A 15,582-nucleotide genomic window follows, 5' to 3' on the forward strand; every position below is an offset into this window, starting at 1 on the left:
GGCTCGACCCTTCATTGTGTCAGGCGTCGCGGCGCGGACCTGCGGACGGGCTGACCTCGAACAGGTGCGGGGCGTCGAAGCCCTCGGCGGCGAACCGCCCCCGTACCGCGTCGGCGAGGTGCGGCACGGCGTCGCCGTCGACGAGGGCGATCGCGGCACCGCCGAACCCGCCGCCGGTCATGCGCGCGCCCACCGCCCCCGAGGTGAGGGCGGTCTCCACGGCGGCGTCGAGTTCGGGCGTCGAGATCTCGAAGTCGTCGCGCATCGACGCGTGGGACGCGACGAGGAGGTCGCCGATGCCACGGGCGCCCGCGGTGCGCAGCGTCGCCACAGTGTCCTGCACGCGCTGGTTCTCCGTGACGATGTGGCGTACGCGGCGGAAGGTCACGTCGTCCATCAGGCTCTCGGCGCGGGCGAGGTCGGCCACGGCGACGTCGCGCAGCGCGGGCACCCCGAGGATCGCGGCCCCGCGCTCGCACGCGGCGCGGCGCTCCCGGTAGCCGCCGGTGGAGTGCGCGTGCGTGACGCGGGTGTCCATCACGAGCACCGCGAGGCCGGCGTCGGCCATGCCCAGCGGCACGACGTCGGCGGTGAGCGAGCGGCAGTCGAGGTAGATCGCGGAGTCGGGCTCCCCGAGCATCGACGCCATCTGGTCCATGATCCCGGTGGGCGCGCCGACGGCCTCGTTCTCCGCCGTCCGTCCGATCCGGGCGAGGGCCACGGCGTCGAGACCGGTGCCCCAGAGCTCGTCCAGCGCGGTCGCCGTCGCTCCCTCGATCGCGGCGGACGACGAGAGCCCGGCCCCGACCGGGACGTCGGAGGCGATCGCGATGTCCAGGCCGGAGACCGCGGTCGTGGGGGCGCCCGCGCGGAGGGCCCAGGCGACGCCGAGCGGGTAGGCGGCCCACTCCGACACCGCGGGTGCCGCGCCGGCCGGGGTGGGGAAGAGGCGGTCGAGGTCGTCGAGGGCGATCTCGACCGGCTCGTCCGCGATGGTCGAGGCGACGCGGAGCCGACCGTCGGCGCGGCGACCGACCGCGGCGACGGTCCGCTGCGGGATCGCGAACGGCAGCACGAAGCCGTCGTTGTAGTCGGTGTGCTCGCCGATGAGGTTCACGCGGCCCGGGGCGGACCAGACGCCGTCCGGCGCGTGTCCGGTGAGGGCGGTGAAGAGGTCGACGGCGGCGTCGTGTGCGGAGGTCATGCGGAAGCTTCCTGATCGGTGCGGGCGATCGCTTCGCGGAGTCGGGCGGCGCCCTGCTCGGGCGCGACCTCGGCGGCCCACGCCCACATCGCGGCCTCGGAACCTGCGAGGAACTTGAGCTTGTCGGCGGCGCGGCGCGGGCTCGTGAGCTGCAGGTGCAGGCGCACGGTGTCGCGGCCGACGTCGACCGGAGCCTGGTGCCAGGCGGCGATGTACGGCGTCGGGCTGTCATAGAGCGCGTCGACACCGCGGAGGAGGCGGAGGTAGAGCGGGGCGAGCTCGTCGCGCTCCTCCGCCGTGGTCTCGGCGAGGTCGGGCACGTGCCGATGCGGCATGAGGTGCACCTCGAGCGGCCACCGCGCCGCGAAGGGCACGAACGCCGTCCAGTGCTCGCCGCGGAACACCACCCGCTCGGACGCCTGCTCCTCGGCGAGGATGCGGGCGAAGAGGTCGGGCGCGGTGCGGTCGACCGCGTCCAGCACCCGGGCGGTGCGCGGGGTCACGTAGGGGTACGCGTAGATCTGGCCGTGCGGGTGGGGGAGCGTGACGCCGATCGCCTCGCCGCGGTTCTCGAACGGGAAGACCTGCTGGATGCCGGGGAGGGCGGACAGGGCGGCGGTGCGGTCGGCCCAGGCCTCGATGACGGTGCGGGCGCGGGTCACGGTCTGCGTCCCGAAGGAGCCGGAGTGCTCGGGGCTGAAGCACACGACCTCGCAGCGGCCGACCGCGGTACGGGTGCGCCCGAGTCCGAGGGCCGCGAGGTCGTCGAGGCCGCGCGGGGGGTTCGTCGCCCCGGGGGCGGTGCCGACCGGCTCGGCGAGGGCGGGGCCGAATGCGGGGGAGCGGTTCTCGAACACGGCCACGTCGTACCGGGACGGCACCTCGGACGGATTCCCCGGCGTCTGCGGCGCGAGCGGGTCGGCATCGGCTCCCGGCATCATGACGCGGTTCTGACGGTTGGCGGCGACGGTGATCCAGTCGCCCGTGAGCACGTCGAGCCGCATGGTCGCTGTGTCCGGCCGCGGGGCCAGGGTGCGGGCGTCGACCGACCGCTCGGCACCGAGAGTGGTGTCCGGGTCGTCGTAGTAGATGAGGTCGCGGCCGTCGGCGAGGGTGGTCGGGCGCTTGACGACACCGGCGCCGAGACGTATCGGCGGGATCTCCGAGGCGGGCGTGTTCACGTCAACATGGTAGGCACGGTCGCGTGCTAACGTCAACACGACGGAGTTGTGAACGGAGGTTCCCGTGGCCGAGAAGCCCACGACCGCCGCGCGCGTGTCCATGGCCACTGTCGCGGCGCGCGCCGGCGTCTCGGGGCAGACCGTCTCCCGCGTCGTCAACGGCAGCCCCCGCGTCGACCCGCAGACCCGGGCGCGGGTCGAAGCCGCCATGGCCGAGCTCGGCTACCGACCGCATCGCGCGGCGCGGGCCCTGCGCACCGGGCGCAGCCACACCCTCGGCCTCGTCGTGACCACTCTGGCCACGGTCGGCAACTCCCGGATGCTGCAGGCCACGGCCGAAGCGGCGGCGGATCGTGGATACGCGCTCACCGTCGTCACGGCCGCGGACGGCGTGGAGGCCGCGTTCGCCCGGCTCGCCGATCAGGGCGTGGACGGGGCTCTCGTGCTGAACGAGGCCTCCGCGCTCGTCCCCGCCGCGACCCTGCCGCCGGAGCTGCACCTCGTCGTCGTGGATGCCCCCGCCGGCGCCGGAGCGGCCGTGGTGCACAGCGATCATGCCGCGGGATCGCAGGCCGCCACCCGCCACCTGCTCGATCTCGGGCACGAGACCGTCCACCACCTCGCGGGACCGGCGGGCTCGTTCGCCGCCGCCGAGCGCGAGCGGGGCTGGCGTGACGCCCTGGCGGATGCCGGCGTCGTGCCACCGCCGGTCGTGCGCGGCGACTGGAGCGCGGAGTCGGGCTTCGCCGCGGGCGCGGCTCTGGGCACGGCGACCGCGGTGTTCTGCGCCAACGACCAGATGGCGCTCGGGCTGCTGCGGGCGGTGGCGGAGTCCGGGCGCGCGGTTCCGTCGGACGTCAGCGTGGTCGGCTTCGACGACATCCCCGAGGCGGCGAACTTCCTCCCGCCGCTCACGACCGTCCGGCAGGACTTCCCGGCGCTCGCGCAGCGGGCGGTCACCGCGCTCATCGCGGCTGTGGAGGCCGACGGGACGACGACCGATCCTGCAGCACCCGCGGTGGTGCCGACGCGGCTCGTGGAGCGGGCGAGCACAGCACACCGCTGACGCTCATCCGCGGGGCAGCTGCTCGTCGGGGCGAAAGGTCGTCGCGGCGCCGTCCGGCCACGACACCGTCGCGTCCCCTCCCCGCAGCTCGAGTTCCGGTGGAGCGGGCGAGCCTCCGAGCAGCACGCCCACCGCGATCCAGGTGCCGGGTCGCACCGGCGCGGAGAGCCACGGGGTGACCGTCTCCGGGCCGAGCGGGGTCACGTCCCGCTCCCGCCGGACCCCCGCGGTCGCGTCGTCGAGGCCGTGGAGGCCGACCACCCGACTCTGCGTCTCCCCGCCGGGGGTGAGGGCGGCGGTGACGGCGGCGGGGCCGGTCCCGACCACGGTGGCGGCGGACAGGGCCCATCCGCCGATGCGGAGGACGTCGCCGTCGTGGATCGCTCCGTCCGGCCCTGCGCCCGCCCGTACCCGCACGAGCCGCACCTCCCACGGTCCGCGCACCACCGACACCACATCGACCATCGGGCCGACCGTGGTCTCGACGGCCATGCCGCCTCCGCCGACGTCGAATTCCATGCGGACGCCGTCGTGCCAGTGCGCGGGGCCGCAGGAGCCGCCGAGCGCCGTGCCGTCCGTCTCCCTCAGGCGCCCCGTCAGGAAGCCGGAGCGGTGGCTCGCTCGGCCCCCGCGCACCACGGCGACCGTGCCGTCGAGCGGGTCGCGTGCCCCGGGGCCGGCGAGAACGGGGGCGGTCGCGGTGCTGTACGCGAGCTTCGCGTACAGCGGCGCATCGGGCTGGAACGCACCGGGGATGCGGTGGTCGGTGCCGTGGTTGACCACGCGCACGACGCCGTCCGGGGTGCCCGTCGCCAGCCACCCCGGGGCGAGCAGGACGCGGGTGAACGGGCCCCGATCGATCGGCAGGGGCTGTTCGACGGCGGTCCAGAACGGATGCGCGGCGGGGAGGGCGAGCGGCAGGAGACCCTTCGCCGCCCAGTACGGGGAGCCGGGGCCGGAGTAGTCCTGGGCGAGCGGGCGCCAGGCGCCGTACCAGCCGAGGGGCAGCACTCCGGTCGCATCCGGCGCACCGCGGGCGGCGAAGTGCCGGACCTGACCGCTCACCGCCCGGCGCAGGAGGCCGGGGTTATGCCGCGAGGTGCCGGAGAACGCCGCGGCCCCGGCCGCGGCGGCCGTCGCGAAGCGGTAGGTGAGGCTGCGCCCCTGGATGAGCGGTCCGCCGTCGGCGCCGACGAGATGCAGGGCGTCGTCGAGGAACGCGTCGAGCCGGCGGCGGAACCGGGCGACCCGGTCCGTGTGACGCGGCTCCGCGCCGACCATGTCCGCCCAGAGCAGCGGATAGAAGGACAGCGCCCAGCCGGCGTAGTGGTCGAACGACCGGGCGGCGCCGTCGGCGCTCCACCCGCCCTCGCGTTCGAACCCGTCCAGGAGCGCGAAGTCGGTCGCGCGGTCCGTGGCGGAGGACGGCCCACCGACGCTCTCCAGGAACTGCTCGACGAGCACCCGGAACCACGCCCAGTTGTTCGGCGGGTAGCTGCCGCCGACGAACGTCGCGAGGTAGTCCACGGTGTGGGTCCGGGCCGTGTCGTCGAGGCGCGCCCACACCGTGTCGCGCGTGAGGTGCAGGCTCAGCGCGAGCGCCGCCGCCTCGACCTTCGCCTGGTCGACCTCGTCGGGGCGCGGCCACCGTTCGGCACCATCGGGGTCGACGCCCGCAGCGAGGCCTCGGGCGTAGCGGTCGGCCAGCGCCTCCGTGCCGAGCGGGTCGCCGGCGATGCGGAACGCGGCCAGCAGGAACGTGCGGCTGAATCCCTCGAGCGCATCGACCGCGGCGCCGAAGCCGCCAGGAGCGCCGGGGTAGCGGATGCCCGCGCCCGCCGGGCTCGCGTGACGGGCGGCCCCGTCGAGGATGGCATCGGCGACCGTCGTCAGGTGTGCGCGCGTCCATCCCGTGTGCGGGGAGAGCGCGCGGTCCTCCGGAGGCAGTGCGAGGGACGTCATGCGCTGTGCGCGAGGTCGGCGCGGTGCACGGGGTGTCGAGGCGGACGACCGGCCACCCACGCTTCCAGCTCGTCGAGGGCGGCGTCGGCCAGCCGGTGTGCCTCGGTGCCGAGGGAGCCGGCGAGGTGCGGGGTGACCGCGACGTTCGGCAGGTGCAGCAGCGGGTGGTCGGGCGGAAGCGGCTCCGGGTCGGTGACGTCGAGGATCGCGTCGAGGCGACCGGAGGCGCACTCCGCGAGCAGCGCGTCGTGATCGAGGAGGGAGCCACGCGCGGTGTTGAGCACGGTGGCGCCGTCGCGCAGCGCCGCGAGCTGCGCGCGGCCGATCATCCCCCGCGTCGCGGGCAGGGCCGGTGCGTGCAGGGAGAGCAGGTCGACGGCGGGGAGCAGGGCGTGGAGCGGGACCAGCCGGGCGCCGGCCGCGGCCACCTCCTCGGGGTCGGCGAACGGGTCGGCGACGAGCACCTGCAGTCCGGGAAAGGGCCGCAGCAGTTCGACCACGCGGCGCCCGATGCGGGAGAACCCGACGATGCCCACCGTGCGGTCGAGGTTGCCGATACGGCCCCCGACGCGGGGGCCGACGCGCAGGTCGTGCTGTGCGTCGGCCGTACGGAGCGGGAGGAGGGCGCGCTTGCCGGAGAGCAGGATCATCGCGAGCGTGTACTCGGCGACGGGAGCCGCGTTGGCCTCGGCGGCCGAGGTGAGCAGGATGTCGCGCTCCCAGAACGCGTCGGACACGAGTCCGCGCACGCTCCCCGCCGCGTGGAAGACGGCGCGCAGCCGGGGCAGACGGTCGAGCAGGTCCGCGTCCAGGACCGGCGCGCCCCAGCCCGTCACCAGCACCTCCACGCGGAGGAGGTCGTCCCGAGCCGCGGCGTCGAGGGAGGGCGTGTGCAGCGCGTCGGGGGGTGCGGCGAGGGTCTGCAGGCGGGCGCGTCGAGCGTCGTCGAACACGAGGTCCCACGCCTCCGTCGACAGCGCGGCGAGGACGGATGGTCGAGGGGTCATGAGTCTCCGCAGTTCTGGGTATGCGCTTGCCGAGGCGCGGGGTTCCAGTGAAGACTGTGCGTTCGAGCGCAGGCAACGTGATCGAACCGAAACCGTCTGCATCGAACAGACTCGAACAACGAAGGCGAGAATCCGATGATCCCCCGCGGCACCCTCGGCGAGCACGCATCGCGGAGGTCGTCATGACCGAGGAGCGTCCCACCCCGCGTTTCGGCCTCTCCCGCCGGGAACGGATCCTGGACGAGCTGCGCCGGACGGGGGCGGTGCGCGTGGCCGATCTCGCCCGCGACTTCGGGGTGGCGGAGCTCACCATCCGCCGCGACATAACCACGCTCGCGGACCGCGGGCTGCTGACCCGGGTGCACGGGGGAGCGGTGCTGCGGAGCGCCCTGGACACGACCGTCGCGCGGGCCGCCCTCCCCGGGCCGCAGTTCCGGATCGGGATGGTGGTGCCGTCGCTGAGCTACTACTGGCCGCAGGTGGTCGTCGGTGCCCGGAGCGCCGGGGTCGAGGCGCGGGTGCAGCTCGTGCTCCGCGGGGCCAGCTACGCCGCGCAGGACCAGCGCCGCCAGATCGCGGCGCTCCTGGAATCCGGGACGGTGCACGGGCTCATCGTGGCCCCCGAGACGCAGGGCGCCGACGGACACGCGCTGCTCTCCTGGCTGGACATGCTCCCTGTGCCGGTCGTGCTCGTGGAGCGCCGGACCCCGTCCGCTCTCGCCCTCACCCGGATGCAGACCGTGGCGACCGACCACGCGTTCGGGGGCGCGCTCGCCGCCGGGCACCTCGCCGCACTCGGACACCGGCGGGTCGGGATCCTCACCTCTCCGCAGTCACCGACCTCCGCCGGGCTGCGGCAGGGCTGGTCGCGGGCCGTCGCCGAGCTCGGGCTCACGGTGACGGTGGACCGCGACGCCGCCCTGGACCGGATGGAGGGATCGGCGCAGGCGGAGGTGGTCTCGGCGCTGCTCGCCGAGATCCGTGAGACGGGGGCGACGGCGCTGCTCGTGCACTCCGACCCGCAGGCGCTTCTGCTCCAGCAGCATCTGCAGGACGCGGGCTGGCGGCTGCCCGACGACCTCTCGCTCATCGCCTACGACGATGAGGTCGCCGAGCACGGGTCCCCGCCGCTCACCGCGCTGCGGCCGCCCAAGCAGCATGTCGGGCGCCGTGCGGTCGAGCTCCTCCGCGATCGCCTGCGCGAGGGCCCGAACCGGCCCGCGGAGCGCGTCGAGGTGGCTCCCGCGCTGCACGTGCGCGCCAGCACGGTCCCTCCGCGCTAGGGGCGGTTGCGAGGTCGTGCGTCTCATGCCATGATCTCGGAAAGCGCTTACCAAGATTCTCCTGTCAGCGCCGACAGCTTCCACCGAGAGGAACGGACCGAGATGGCACAGGCCCCCACCCGCGAGATCGGGATCATCATGAACGGCGTCTCCGGGCGCATGGGATACCGGCAGCACCTGGTGCGGTCTATCCTCGCGATCCGCGACGAGGGCGGGATCGAGCTCCCCGACGGCACCCGCGTGACCGTGCGGCCGATCCTCGTCGGACGCAGCGAGGCCAAGCTCGCCGAACTGGCCGCGAAGCACGGCATCGAGGACTGGACGACCGACCTCGACGCCGCCCTCGCCGACCCGCAGTGGGAGATCTACGCCGACTTCCTCGTCACGAAGGCCCGGGCGTCCGCGATCCGCAAGGCCATCGCCGCCGGCAAGGCGATCTACACCGAGAAGCCCACCGCCGAGTCGCTGGACGAGGCCCTGGAGCTCGCGCGGCTGGCGCGCGATTCCGGCGTGAAGACCGGCGTCGTCCACGACAAGCTCTACCTCCCGGGGCTGCAGAAGCTCAAGCGCCTCATCGACTCCGGCTTCTTCGGCCGCATCCTGTCCGTCCGCGGCGAGTTCGGCTACTGGGTGTTCGAGGGCGACTGGCAGCCCGCGCAGCGTCCGAGCTGGAACTACCGCACCGAGGACGGCGGCGGCATCATCACCGACATGTTCCCGCACTGGAACTACGTGCTGGAAAACCTCTTCGGCGAGGTCACGAGCGTCTACGCGCAGGCCGCGGTGCACATCGCCGACCGCTGGGACGAGAAGGGCGAGCACTACACGGCCACAGCCGAGGACGCCGCCTACGGCATCTTCGAGCTCGACGGCGGGGCGATCGCCGAGATCAACTCCTCGTGGACCGTGCGGGTGAACCGCGACGAGCTCGTGGAGTTCCAGGTCGACGGCACGCACGGCTCCGCCGTCGTGGGGCTGTTCGGCGCCAAGATCCAGCCGCGCAACGCCACGCCGAAGCCCGTGTGGAACCCCGACCTGGAGGACAGCCACGACTACGACGCCGACTGGCAGCAGGTGCCGACGAACGACGTGTTCCACAACGGCTTCCGGCAGCAGTGGGAGGAGTACCTCACCTCGTTCGTCCTCGGCACCGACTATCCGTTCGACCTGCTCGCCGGCGCGCGCGGGGTCCAGTTCGCCGAGGCCGGACTCGCGTCCAGCGCCGAAGGGCGCAAGATCGTGCTCGAGCCGCTGACCCTGGACCACGCATGACCACCCTCCGCCTGCTCGCCGCCGACGGCCGCACCGCCGAGGCGGAGCTCCGGGAGGCCGGTGCCGTCACACGGCCGGAGGGTCCGCTCCGCAGTCGGGTGGCCTACGCCGCCGCGCACGTCGTGCCGAAGGTGCACGCCGACAACACGCCGGGACGCCCGGCCGACATCGACTGGGACGCCACGCTCGCGTTCCGGCGCAACGTGTACTCGTGGGGACTCGGCGTGGCCGACGCGATGGACACTGCGCAGCGCAACATGGGCCTGGATGCGGCGGCGGTGCGCGAGCTCATCGCCCGCAGCGCCGAGGTCGCCCGCGAGGAGGGCGGGGCAGTCGTCGTCGGGGTCAACACCGATCACGTCGACGACGCACGCATCTCGCTCGATCAGGTGATCGCCGCTTATCTCGAGCAGCTGCACTTCGCCGAGGAGCAGGGGGCGGGGCCGGTGCTCATGGCGTCGCGGCACCTCGCCAGGGTCGCGGAGAGCGCGGACGACTACCGCCGCGTGTACCGCGAGGTGCTGTCCCGCGCATCGGCACCGGTCGTGCTGCACTGGCTCGGCACCGCGTTCGATCCGGAGCTGGCGGGGTACTTCGCGCCCTCGTCCTCCGGGGGGAGCGGCGGTCCCGCGTGGCAGGAGGCCGCCGAGGTGCTGCTCGACATCATCGGCGAGAACCGCGCCGCGGTCGCCGGGGTGAAGATGAGTCTGCTCGACGCGGAGTCCGAGGTCTGGGTGCGCGAGCGGCTGCCGGAGGGGGTGCGCATGTTCACCGGCGACGACTTCCACTACGTGGGCCTCATCGGCGGAGACAGTCTGGCCGACGCGGCCGCGCCCGAGGGGTCCGCGTCGCGCGGGCATTCGGATGCGCTGCTCGGCGCGTTCGCCGCTCTCGCCCCGGTGGCCTCCGCCGCGATCCAGGCGCTCGACGCGGACGACCCCGAGCGGTACCTCGCCCTCCTCGGGCCGACCGAGGAGCTGAGCCGGCAGGTGTTCGCGGCGCCGACCTTCTACTACAAAACCGGGGTCGCCTTCCTGTCCTGGCTCAACGGTCATCAGCCGGCGTTCCAGATGGTCGGGGGACTGCACTCTGCGCGGAGCCTGCCGCACCTCAGCCGCATCGTCGAGCTGGCCAACGGGGCGCTCGCCCTGGAGCAGCCGGAGCTCGCGCGGGAGCGCTGGCACAGCCTGCTCCGGCTGAACGGGGTGGACGCATGACCGCCCCCCGGAGCCTGGCGGCGGAGCGCGAGTCCCGGGCGGCCGGCGTCGGGACCGTGCCGCACCCGCGGCTCTCGATCAACCAGGCCACCGTGAAGCACGCGGACCTCGCGACGGCCCTGCGCGTCACGGCGGCGGCGGGGGTCGAGGCCATCGGTCTGTGGCGGGAGCCCGTGCAGGCGGTGGGCCTCGATGTCGCCGCCCGCATGCTGACCGACTCCGGCCTGCGCTTCACGACCCACTGCCGCGGGGGCTTCTTCACGCTGCCCGCGGGCCCGGAGCGCGAGGCCGCCCTCGACGACAACCGCCGGGCGATCGAGGAGGCGGCCACTCTCGCGGCGGCCGGTGCCGAGGGGTCGACGGCTGTCCTGGTGCTCGTCGCCGGCGGTCTTCCCGAGGGGTCGCGCGACCTCGTCGGGGCGCGGGAGCGCGTTCGCGATGCGATCGGCACCCTCGCGGAGGACGCCCGGGCCGCCGGGGTGACCCTCGCGATCGAGCCGCTGCATCCGATGTACGCCTCCGACCGTGCCGTGGTCTCCACCCTCGGTCAGGCGCTCGACATCGCCGCGGACTTCGACCCTGCCGTGGTCGGTGCCGCCGTCGACACGTTCCACATCTGGTGGGACCCGCAGGTGCTCGACCAGATCGCCAGGGCCGGACGCGAGGGCCGCATCGCCACGTATCAGGTGTGCGACTGGAAGACCCCCCTTGCCGCAGACCCCCTCCTCTCCCGGCACTATCCGGGGGACGGGGTGATCGACTTCAGCGCCCTGACCCGCGCCGTGCAGGACACCGGCTACGACCGTGACATCGAGGTGGAGATCTTCCATGCCGACGTGTGGGCCGACGACCCGGCTCGTGTGGTCCGTCGCACGGCCGAGGCCTTCGCGACGGCGGTCGCCCCCCACCTGTGACCCCCGGTCTCGTCCCCACCGAGGTTCCGGATGCACGACCCCGCCACGGATGCACGACCCGTTCCCGGGTGTCGGTCGTCCCGTCGTGCTCAGGTCGTGCATCCGTCCCGGTCTCGGTCGTCGTGTGTCGGATCGACCGGGGGACACCGGCACGACTCGGGTTCGTCTGCAGGGTCAGACCTGGGTTCCGGTCGTGCAGGCGGGACGAGGTCGTGCAGGTGGGACTCGACGAGGAAGTCCGTACCGTCCCGTTCCCCGGTCTCGGTCGTCGTGTTTCGGACCCACGTCGTGTATTGGTCCCACAGGGACACCTGCACGACTCGGGAACGTGTGCACGGCCAGACCCGGGGTTCGGTCGTGCAGACGGGACGAGGTTGTGCAGACGGACTCGACACGGGGAACGGAAGGGGCCGGGTCGTCCGACCGGGGAGCCCGGGGTGGACGGGCCGGACGGTGCCGGCGGACGGGAGGACTGAGAGGATGACGGGATGACGGGGATCCGTGCGGGGCTGTGCTCGGTGACGTTCCGGGCGCTGCCGCCGGAGAGGATCGTCGGGCTCGCGGCTGCCGCGGGCCTCGACGTGATCGAGTGGGGCGGCGACGTGCATGTGCCGCCGGGGGACGTCGACCGCGCGGCGGAGGTCGCGCGGATGACCACCGATGTTGGGCTCGCCGTCGCGTCCTACGGGTCGTACTTCCGCGCCGGTCCGGAGGAGTCGCTCACCGCCGTCCTCGACAGCGCCGCGGCCCTGGGTGCCCACCGCGTGCGGGTGTGGGCGGGTGCGCACGGCTCGGCGGAGGCGTCGGCGGAGGAGCGCCACCGCATCGTGACCCGCCTCCGGCAGGCGGCGGACGAGGCCGCGGCGCGCGGCATCGGGCTCGCCCTGGAGTTCCACGGCGGCACGCTCGCCGACACCGCCCCGGCCACCCTTGAGCTGCTGCAGGAGGTCGACCACCCGATGCTGTCGACGTACTGGCAGCCCACGGTCGGCGCCCCCGTCCCCGTGGCGCTCGAGGAGTTCCGTCGGCTCGGCCCGCAGGTCTCCGCCGCTCATGTCTTCTCCTGGTGGCCGCGCACCGAGCGCCACACCCTCCGCTCCCGGTCCGCGCTCTGGACACGGTTCTTCGCGGACGTCGCCGCCGCCCCGCAGCCGCCGCGCGACGCGCTGCTGGAGTTCGTGCCCGGCGACGCCCCTGAGCTGCTCGCCGGCGAGGCCGCTGCCCTCCTCGGGTTTCTGGGGCGGCAGCCGTGAGCGCCCCTCGAAGCGGTTCCGGCGCCGTCGGTAGGCTCGGAGCATGACCCCGCCCGTCACTCCGGCAGAGCCGCCGGCCGCGCGCCGCCCCCGTCACGCGCGGGGACCGGCACCCACGCTGCACGACGTCGCACTCGAGGCCGGAGTGTCCCTGGCGACCGCGTCGCGCGTGCTCAACGGTTCCGAACGCAAGGTCGCCGCCCCCTTCCGGGAACGGGTGGAGGCCGCCGCCGAGGCCCTCGGCTACACGGCCAACGTCTCCGCGCAGGCGACCGCCCGCGGACGCTCGCCGGTGATCGCGCTCCTCGTCGCCGACATCGCCGACCCCTACTTCGGTCTCATCGCCTCGGGCGTCGCCCGCGGAGCCGACGAGCAGGGCCTCGTCGTGACGGTGGCCATCACCGAGCGCGATCCGGCGCGGGAGGCCCGGATCGTCCGCGCGCTGCGCGGACAGCGACCGCAGGGCCTCATCCTCGCCGCCTCGCGGACGCAGGAGGAAGGGCAGGCCGAGACGGCCCGCGAGCTCGCCGAGTTCACCCGCCTCGGGGGCCGTGTGGTCGCGTTCGGTGCGGACGGCGACGGGGATCGCCGGGTGGAGATTGACAACCGGGCCGGGGCCGCCGCGCTCGGTCGTCGCATGGCGGCACTCGGCTATCGTTCCGCCGTGCTCGTCGGGGCGGCGGAGGGCGTGCGGACCTCGGACGACCGGCTGGCGGGCTTCCGCGCCGGTTTCGCGGAGGGCGGGGGAGAGGTCGCGCAGACCGTCCGCGGAGACTTCCGCCGCGAGTCCGGGGCGGCGGCGATGACCGAGGCCCTCGCCGCCGGTGTCCCCGCGGGCACCGTCGTGTTCGGCATCAGCGACGTCGTGGCGATCGGCGCGATGGCGGCCATCCGCGCGGCCGGCCGGGAGGTCGGCGCGGACATCGCGGTCTGCGGCTTCGACGACGTGCCCTCGAGTCGCGATGTGACACCGGCCCTCACCACGGTCTGCGTGCCGCTGAGTGACGCCGGGTACCAGGCCTTCCGCGCGATCGTCGACGAGGACTGGCAGCAGCCGTCGCTCCCCCTCGAGGTGGTCGTCCGCGCGAGCACCCCGGGGCTCGGGGCATGACCCGCGTCGTCATCGCTCCGGACAGCTTCAAGGGCACGATCACCGCGGCCGACGCCGCCGCGGCGCTCGCTGCCGGCTGGCGGGAGGTCGAGCCGGCCGCGGACATCGTCCTCCGCCCGATGGCCGACGGCGGGGAGGGGACCGTCGCGGCGTTCGCGACGGCGGTACCGGATGCACAGCGCCTGCCGGTCACGGTGGACGGTCCGGCGGGCGCTCCCGTCGAGACGTCCTGGCTGCTCCTGCCGAGCACGACCGACGCCCCCGGCGGCACGGGCGTCGTCGACATCGCCTCGACCTCGGGCATCGAGCTCCTCGACGGTCTGCGCCCCTGGGAGGCCGACACGATCGGCTTCGGGCAGGCGATCGCCGCGGCCCTCGATCACGGCGTCTCGCGCCTGATCCTCGGCATCGGCTCCAGTGCTTCCACCGACGGCGGCACCGGCCTGCTCACCGCTCTCGGGGCACGCTTCCTCGACGCGGACGGTGAGCCGGTGGCGCGGGGCGCGCGTGGTCTGGTGGATATCGTCACGGCCGACCTCGGGGCGCTGCGCACGGCAACCGACGTCCGCGTGCTGACCGATGTCACGAATCCGCTCGTCGGCCCTCGCGGTGCGGCGGCGGTGTTCGGTCCGCAGAAGGGCCTCACGGCTCCGGAGGACATCGCCCGTGTCGACGACGCGCTCGCGCACCTCGCCGCCCTCCTTCCTGTCGATCCGGCGCTGCCCGGCACCGGTGCCGCCGGAGGGACGGGGGCCGCGCTCGTGCGCTGGGGCGGGGTCCTCGCTCCGGGGGCGGCCGAGGTGGCGGCCCTCATCGATCTGGCCGGGGCCGTGCGGGGCGCCGAGGTCGTGATCACCGGCGAGGGATCCTACGACGGACAGTCGGGCGACGGGAAGGTGCCGTCGTTCCTCGCCGCGCTCGCCGCCGAGGCAGGGGCGCGTCCTCTGCTCGCGGCGGGTCGGATCGCGGACGACGCGGATACGAGCCTCTTCGCGGAGGCGATGTCGTTGACCGCGCTGGCGGGGTCGCCGACCGCCGCCCTGACCGACCCCGCACGCTGGCTGCGGGTCGCGGGCGCGGCTCTCGCCCGGACGCGGTGACCGGCCAGGACGCCCCGCCCGAGGGGGCGACGACGGTGCGGCCGCGGCCATGCGTTGACACGGCAGAAGCGTCGGCATAGACTCGCAACACCGAACGGGAATGCGCTTTCCCGAATCCTTCACGAAGATGTCGAGGACCCCATGTCGTCTGCCCCCTCCGCGACCATGACCCTGGCGCTGGCCGCCGATCGTCCCGAGCCTCCGGGCATCGTCCGCTGGTGGAGCCGCCACTGGCACCCGCTCGTCTTCGTGCTCGCGGTGCTCGCGCTCTGGTGGGTCTCCACGAGCCTCGGGTGGGTGCCGGCCTTCATCATCCCGTCGCCGGCCGACACCTGGGCCGCCTTCACCGACAACGCCGCCTACCTTGCGCAGAACACCTGGGTCACCACCTACGAGACCGTGATCGGGTTCGTCATCGCGGTCGTCGTCGGCGTCCTCGTCGCGGTGCTCATGGTCTACTCGCGAGGCCTGGAGCAGACGCTCTATCCCGTCATCCTCTTCGCGCAGGTCATCCCGAAGATCGCCATCGCCCCGCTGTTCGTCGTGTGGCTCGGGTTCGGGGCGGAGCCGAAGATCCTCGTGGCCGTGCTCATGGCGTTCTTCCCTGTCGTCATCTCGGCCCTCGCGGGTCTGCGCACCGTCGACCCGGAGATCCTCCAGCTCGCGTCGACCATGGGAGCCAGCCGCTTCAAGACCTTCCTCAAGGTGCGGCTGCCCGCGGCTCTGCCTGAGCTCCTCTCCGGCCTCAAGGTCGCCGCGACCCTCGCGGTCACCGGTGCCGTCGTCGGTGAGTTCGTCGGCGCGAACGAGGGCCTCGGCTACGTGATCCTCCAGGCCAACGGCAACCTCGACACCGCGATGCTCTTCGCCGCGCTCATCATCATGTCGCTGCTCGGCGTCATCCTCTTCGGCATCATCCAGATCGCCGAGCGCTTCCTCATCCCGTGGCACGCCTCCAAGCGCGACGTCGCCGCGGCCACCGTCCGACTCTGACCCCCCTCGCCCCCACGAA

Annotated in this window: 13 protein-coding genes; 9 read left to right on the plus strand and 4 right to left on the minus strand. The window is 73.9% G+C overall.

Annotated elements, in window-relative coordinates; genetic code table 11:
• Positions 1-19: 19 nt before the first annotated feature.
• Positions 20-1,204, minus strand: a complete 1,185-nt coding sequence (gene galK / locus BK819_RS15510; protein ID WP_071329925.1) for a galactokinase — start codon at positions 1,202-1,204, stop codon at positions 20-22.
• Complete coding sequence (gene galT / locus BK819_RS15515) at positions 1,201-2,385, minus strand: galactose-1-phosphate uridylyltransferase (RefSeq protein WP_071329926.1); 1,185 nt, start codon at positions 2,383-2,385, stop codon at positions 1,201-1,203. Before galT ends, galK begins: the two co-directional genes overlap by 4 nt.
• A gap of 100 nt (positions 2,386-2,485) precedes the next feature.
• On the opposite strand from galT, the gene BK819_RS15520 reads away from it, so the two are divergent.
• Positions 2,486-3,451: a LacI family DNA-binding transcriptional regulator gene (locus tag BK819_RS15520; protein WP_071329969.1), complete on the plus strand. Its 966-nt coding sequence runs from the start codon at positions 2,486-2,488 to the stop codon at positions 3,449-3,451.
• Positions 3,452-3,454: 3 nt separating this feature from the next.
• Here the strand turns inward: BK819_RS15520 and BK819_RS15525 are convergent, their stop codons facing one another.
• Together BK819_RS15525 and BK819_RS15530 are read right to left on the minus strand one after the other, a co-directional pair.
• Positions 3,455-5,413 carry a DUF2264 domain-containing protein gene (locus tag BK819_RS15525; protein ID WP_071329927.1) on the minus strand — a complete coding sequence of 653 codons (1,959 nt, stop codon included), beginning with the start codon at positions 5,411-5,413 and terminating at the stop codon, positions 3,455-3,457.
• A complete protein-coding gene (locus BK819_RS15530; RefSeq protein ID WP_071329928.1) occupies positions 5,410-6,420 on the minus strand; it encodes a hydroxyacid dehydrogenase in 1,011 nt (336 codons plus the stop codon). The genes BK819_RS15525 and BK819_RS15530 overlap by 4 nt, the downstream gene beginning before the upstream one ends.
• 182 nt (positions 6,421-6,602) lie before the next feature.
• On the opposite strand from BK819_RS15530, the gene BK819_RS15535 reads away from it, so the two are divergent.
• The 8 genes from BK819_RS15535 to BK819_RS15570 all read left to right on the plus strand — a co-directional run bounded on the left by BK819_RS15535 (position 6,603) and on the right by BK819_RS15570 (position 15,563).
• The gene (locus BK819_RS15535; RefSeq protein WP_071329929.1) at positions 6,603-7,703 is read left to right on the plus strand and encodes a substrate-binding domain-containing protein; all 1,101 of its coding nucleotides are present in this window, start codon (positions 6,603-6,605) and stop codon (positions 7,701-7,703) included.
• Between the two features lie 102 nt (positions 7,704-7,805).
• A complete protein-coding gene (locus BK819_RS15540; protein WP_071329930.1) occupies positions 7,806-8,975 on the plus strand; it encodes a Gfo/Idh/MocA family protein in 1,170 nt (389 codons plus the stop codon).
• The gene (locus BK819_RS15545; protein WP_071329931.1) at positions 8,972-10,192 is read left to right on the plus strand and encodes a DUF993 family protein; all 1,221 of its coding nucleotides are present in this window, start codon (positions 8,972-8,974) and stop codon (positions 10,190-10,192) included. Before BK819_RS15540 ends, BK819_RS15545 begins: the two co-directional genes overlap by 4 nt.
• The gene (locus BK819_RS15550; RefSeq protein WP_083391830.1) at positions 10,189-11,106 is read left to right on the plus strand and encodes a sugar phosphate isomerase/epimerase; all 918 of its coding nucleotides are present in this window, start codon (positions 10,189-10,191) and stop codon (positions 11,104-11,106) included. The genes BK819_RS15545 and BK819_RS15550 overlap by 4 nt, the downstream gene beginning before the upstream one ends.
• A 488-nt stretch (positions 11,107-11,594) precedes the next feature.
• Positions 11,595-12,359 carry a sugar phosphate isomerase/epimerase gene (locus tag BK819_RS15555; RefSeq protein ID WP_071329932.1) on the plus strand — a complete coding sequence of 255 codons (765 nt, stop codon included), beginning with the start codon at positions 11,595-11,597 and terminating at the stop codon, positions 12,357-12,359.
• Positions 12,360-12,402: 43 nt separating this feature from the next.
• Positions 12,403-13,470, plus strand: coding sequence for a LacI family DNA-binding transcriptional regulator (locus BK819_RS15560; RefSeq protein ID WP_083391831.1), 1,068 nt, complete (start codon positions 12,403-12,405; stop codon positions 13,468-13,470).
• Positions 13,467-14,570 (plus strand): glycerate kinase, encoded by a 1,104-nt coding sequence (locus BK819_RS15565; RefSeq protein WP_071329933.1) that lies wholly within the window; start codon positions 13,467-13,469, stop codon positions 14,568-14,570. The genes BK819_RS15560 and BK819_RS15565 overlap by 4 nt, the downstream gene beginning before the upstream one ends.
• Positions 14,571-14,711: 141 nt before the next feature.
• Positions 14,712-15,563 carry an ABC transporter permease gene (locus BK819_RS15570; protein WP_083391832.1) on the plus strand — a complete coding sequence of 284 codons (852 nt, stop codon included), beginning with the start codon at positions 14,712-14,714 and terminating at the stop codon, positions 15,561-15,563.
• Positions 15,564-15,582 lie beyond the last annotated feature (19 nt).

It is taken from the genome of Microbacterium sp. LCT-H2 (assembly GCF_001866135.1).
Lineage (GTDB): Bacteria > Actinomycetota > Actinomycetes > Actinomycetales > Microbacteriaceae > Microbacterium.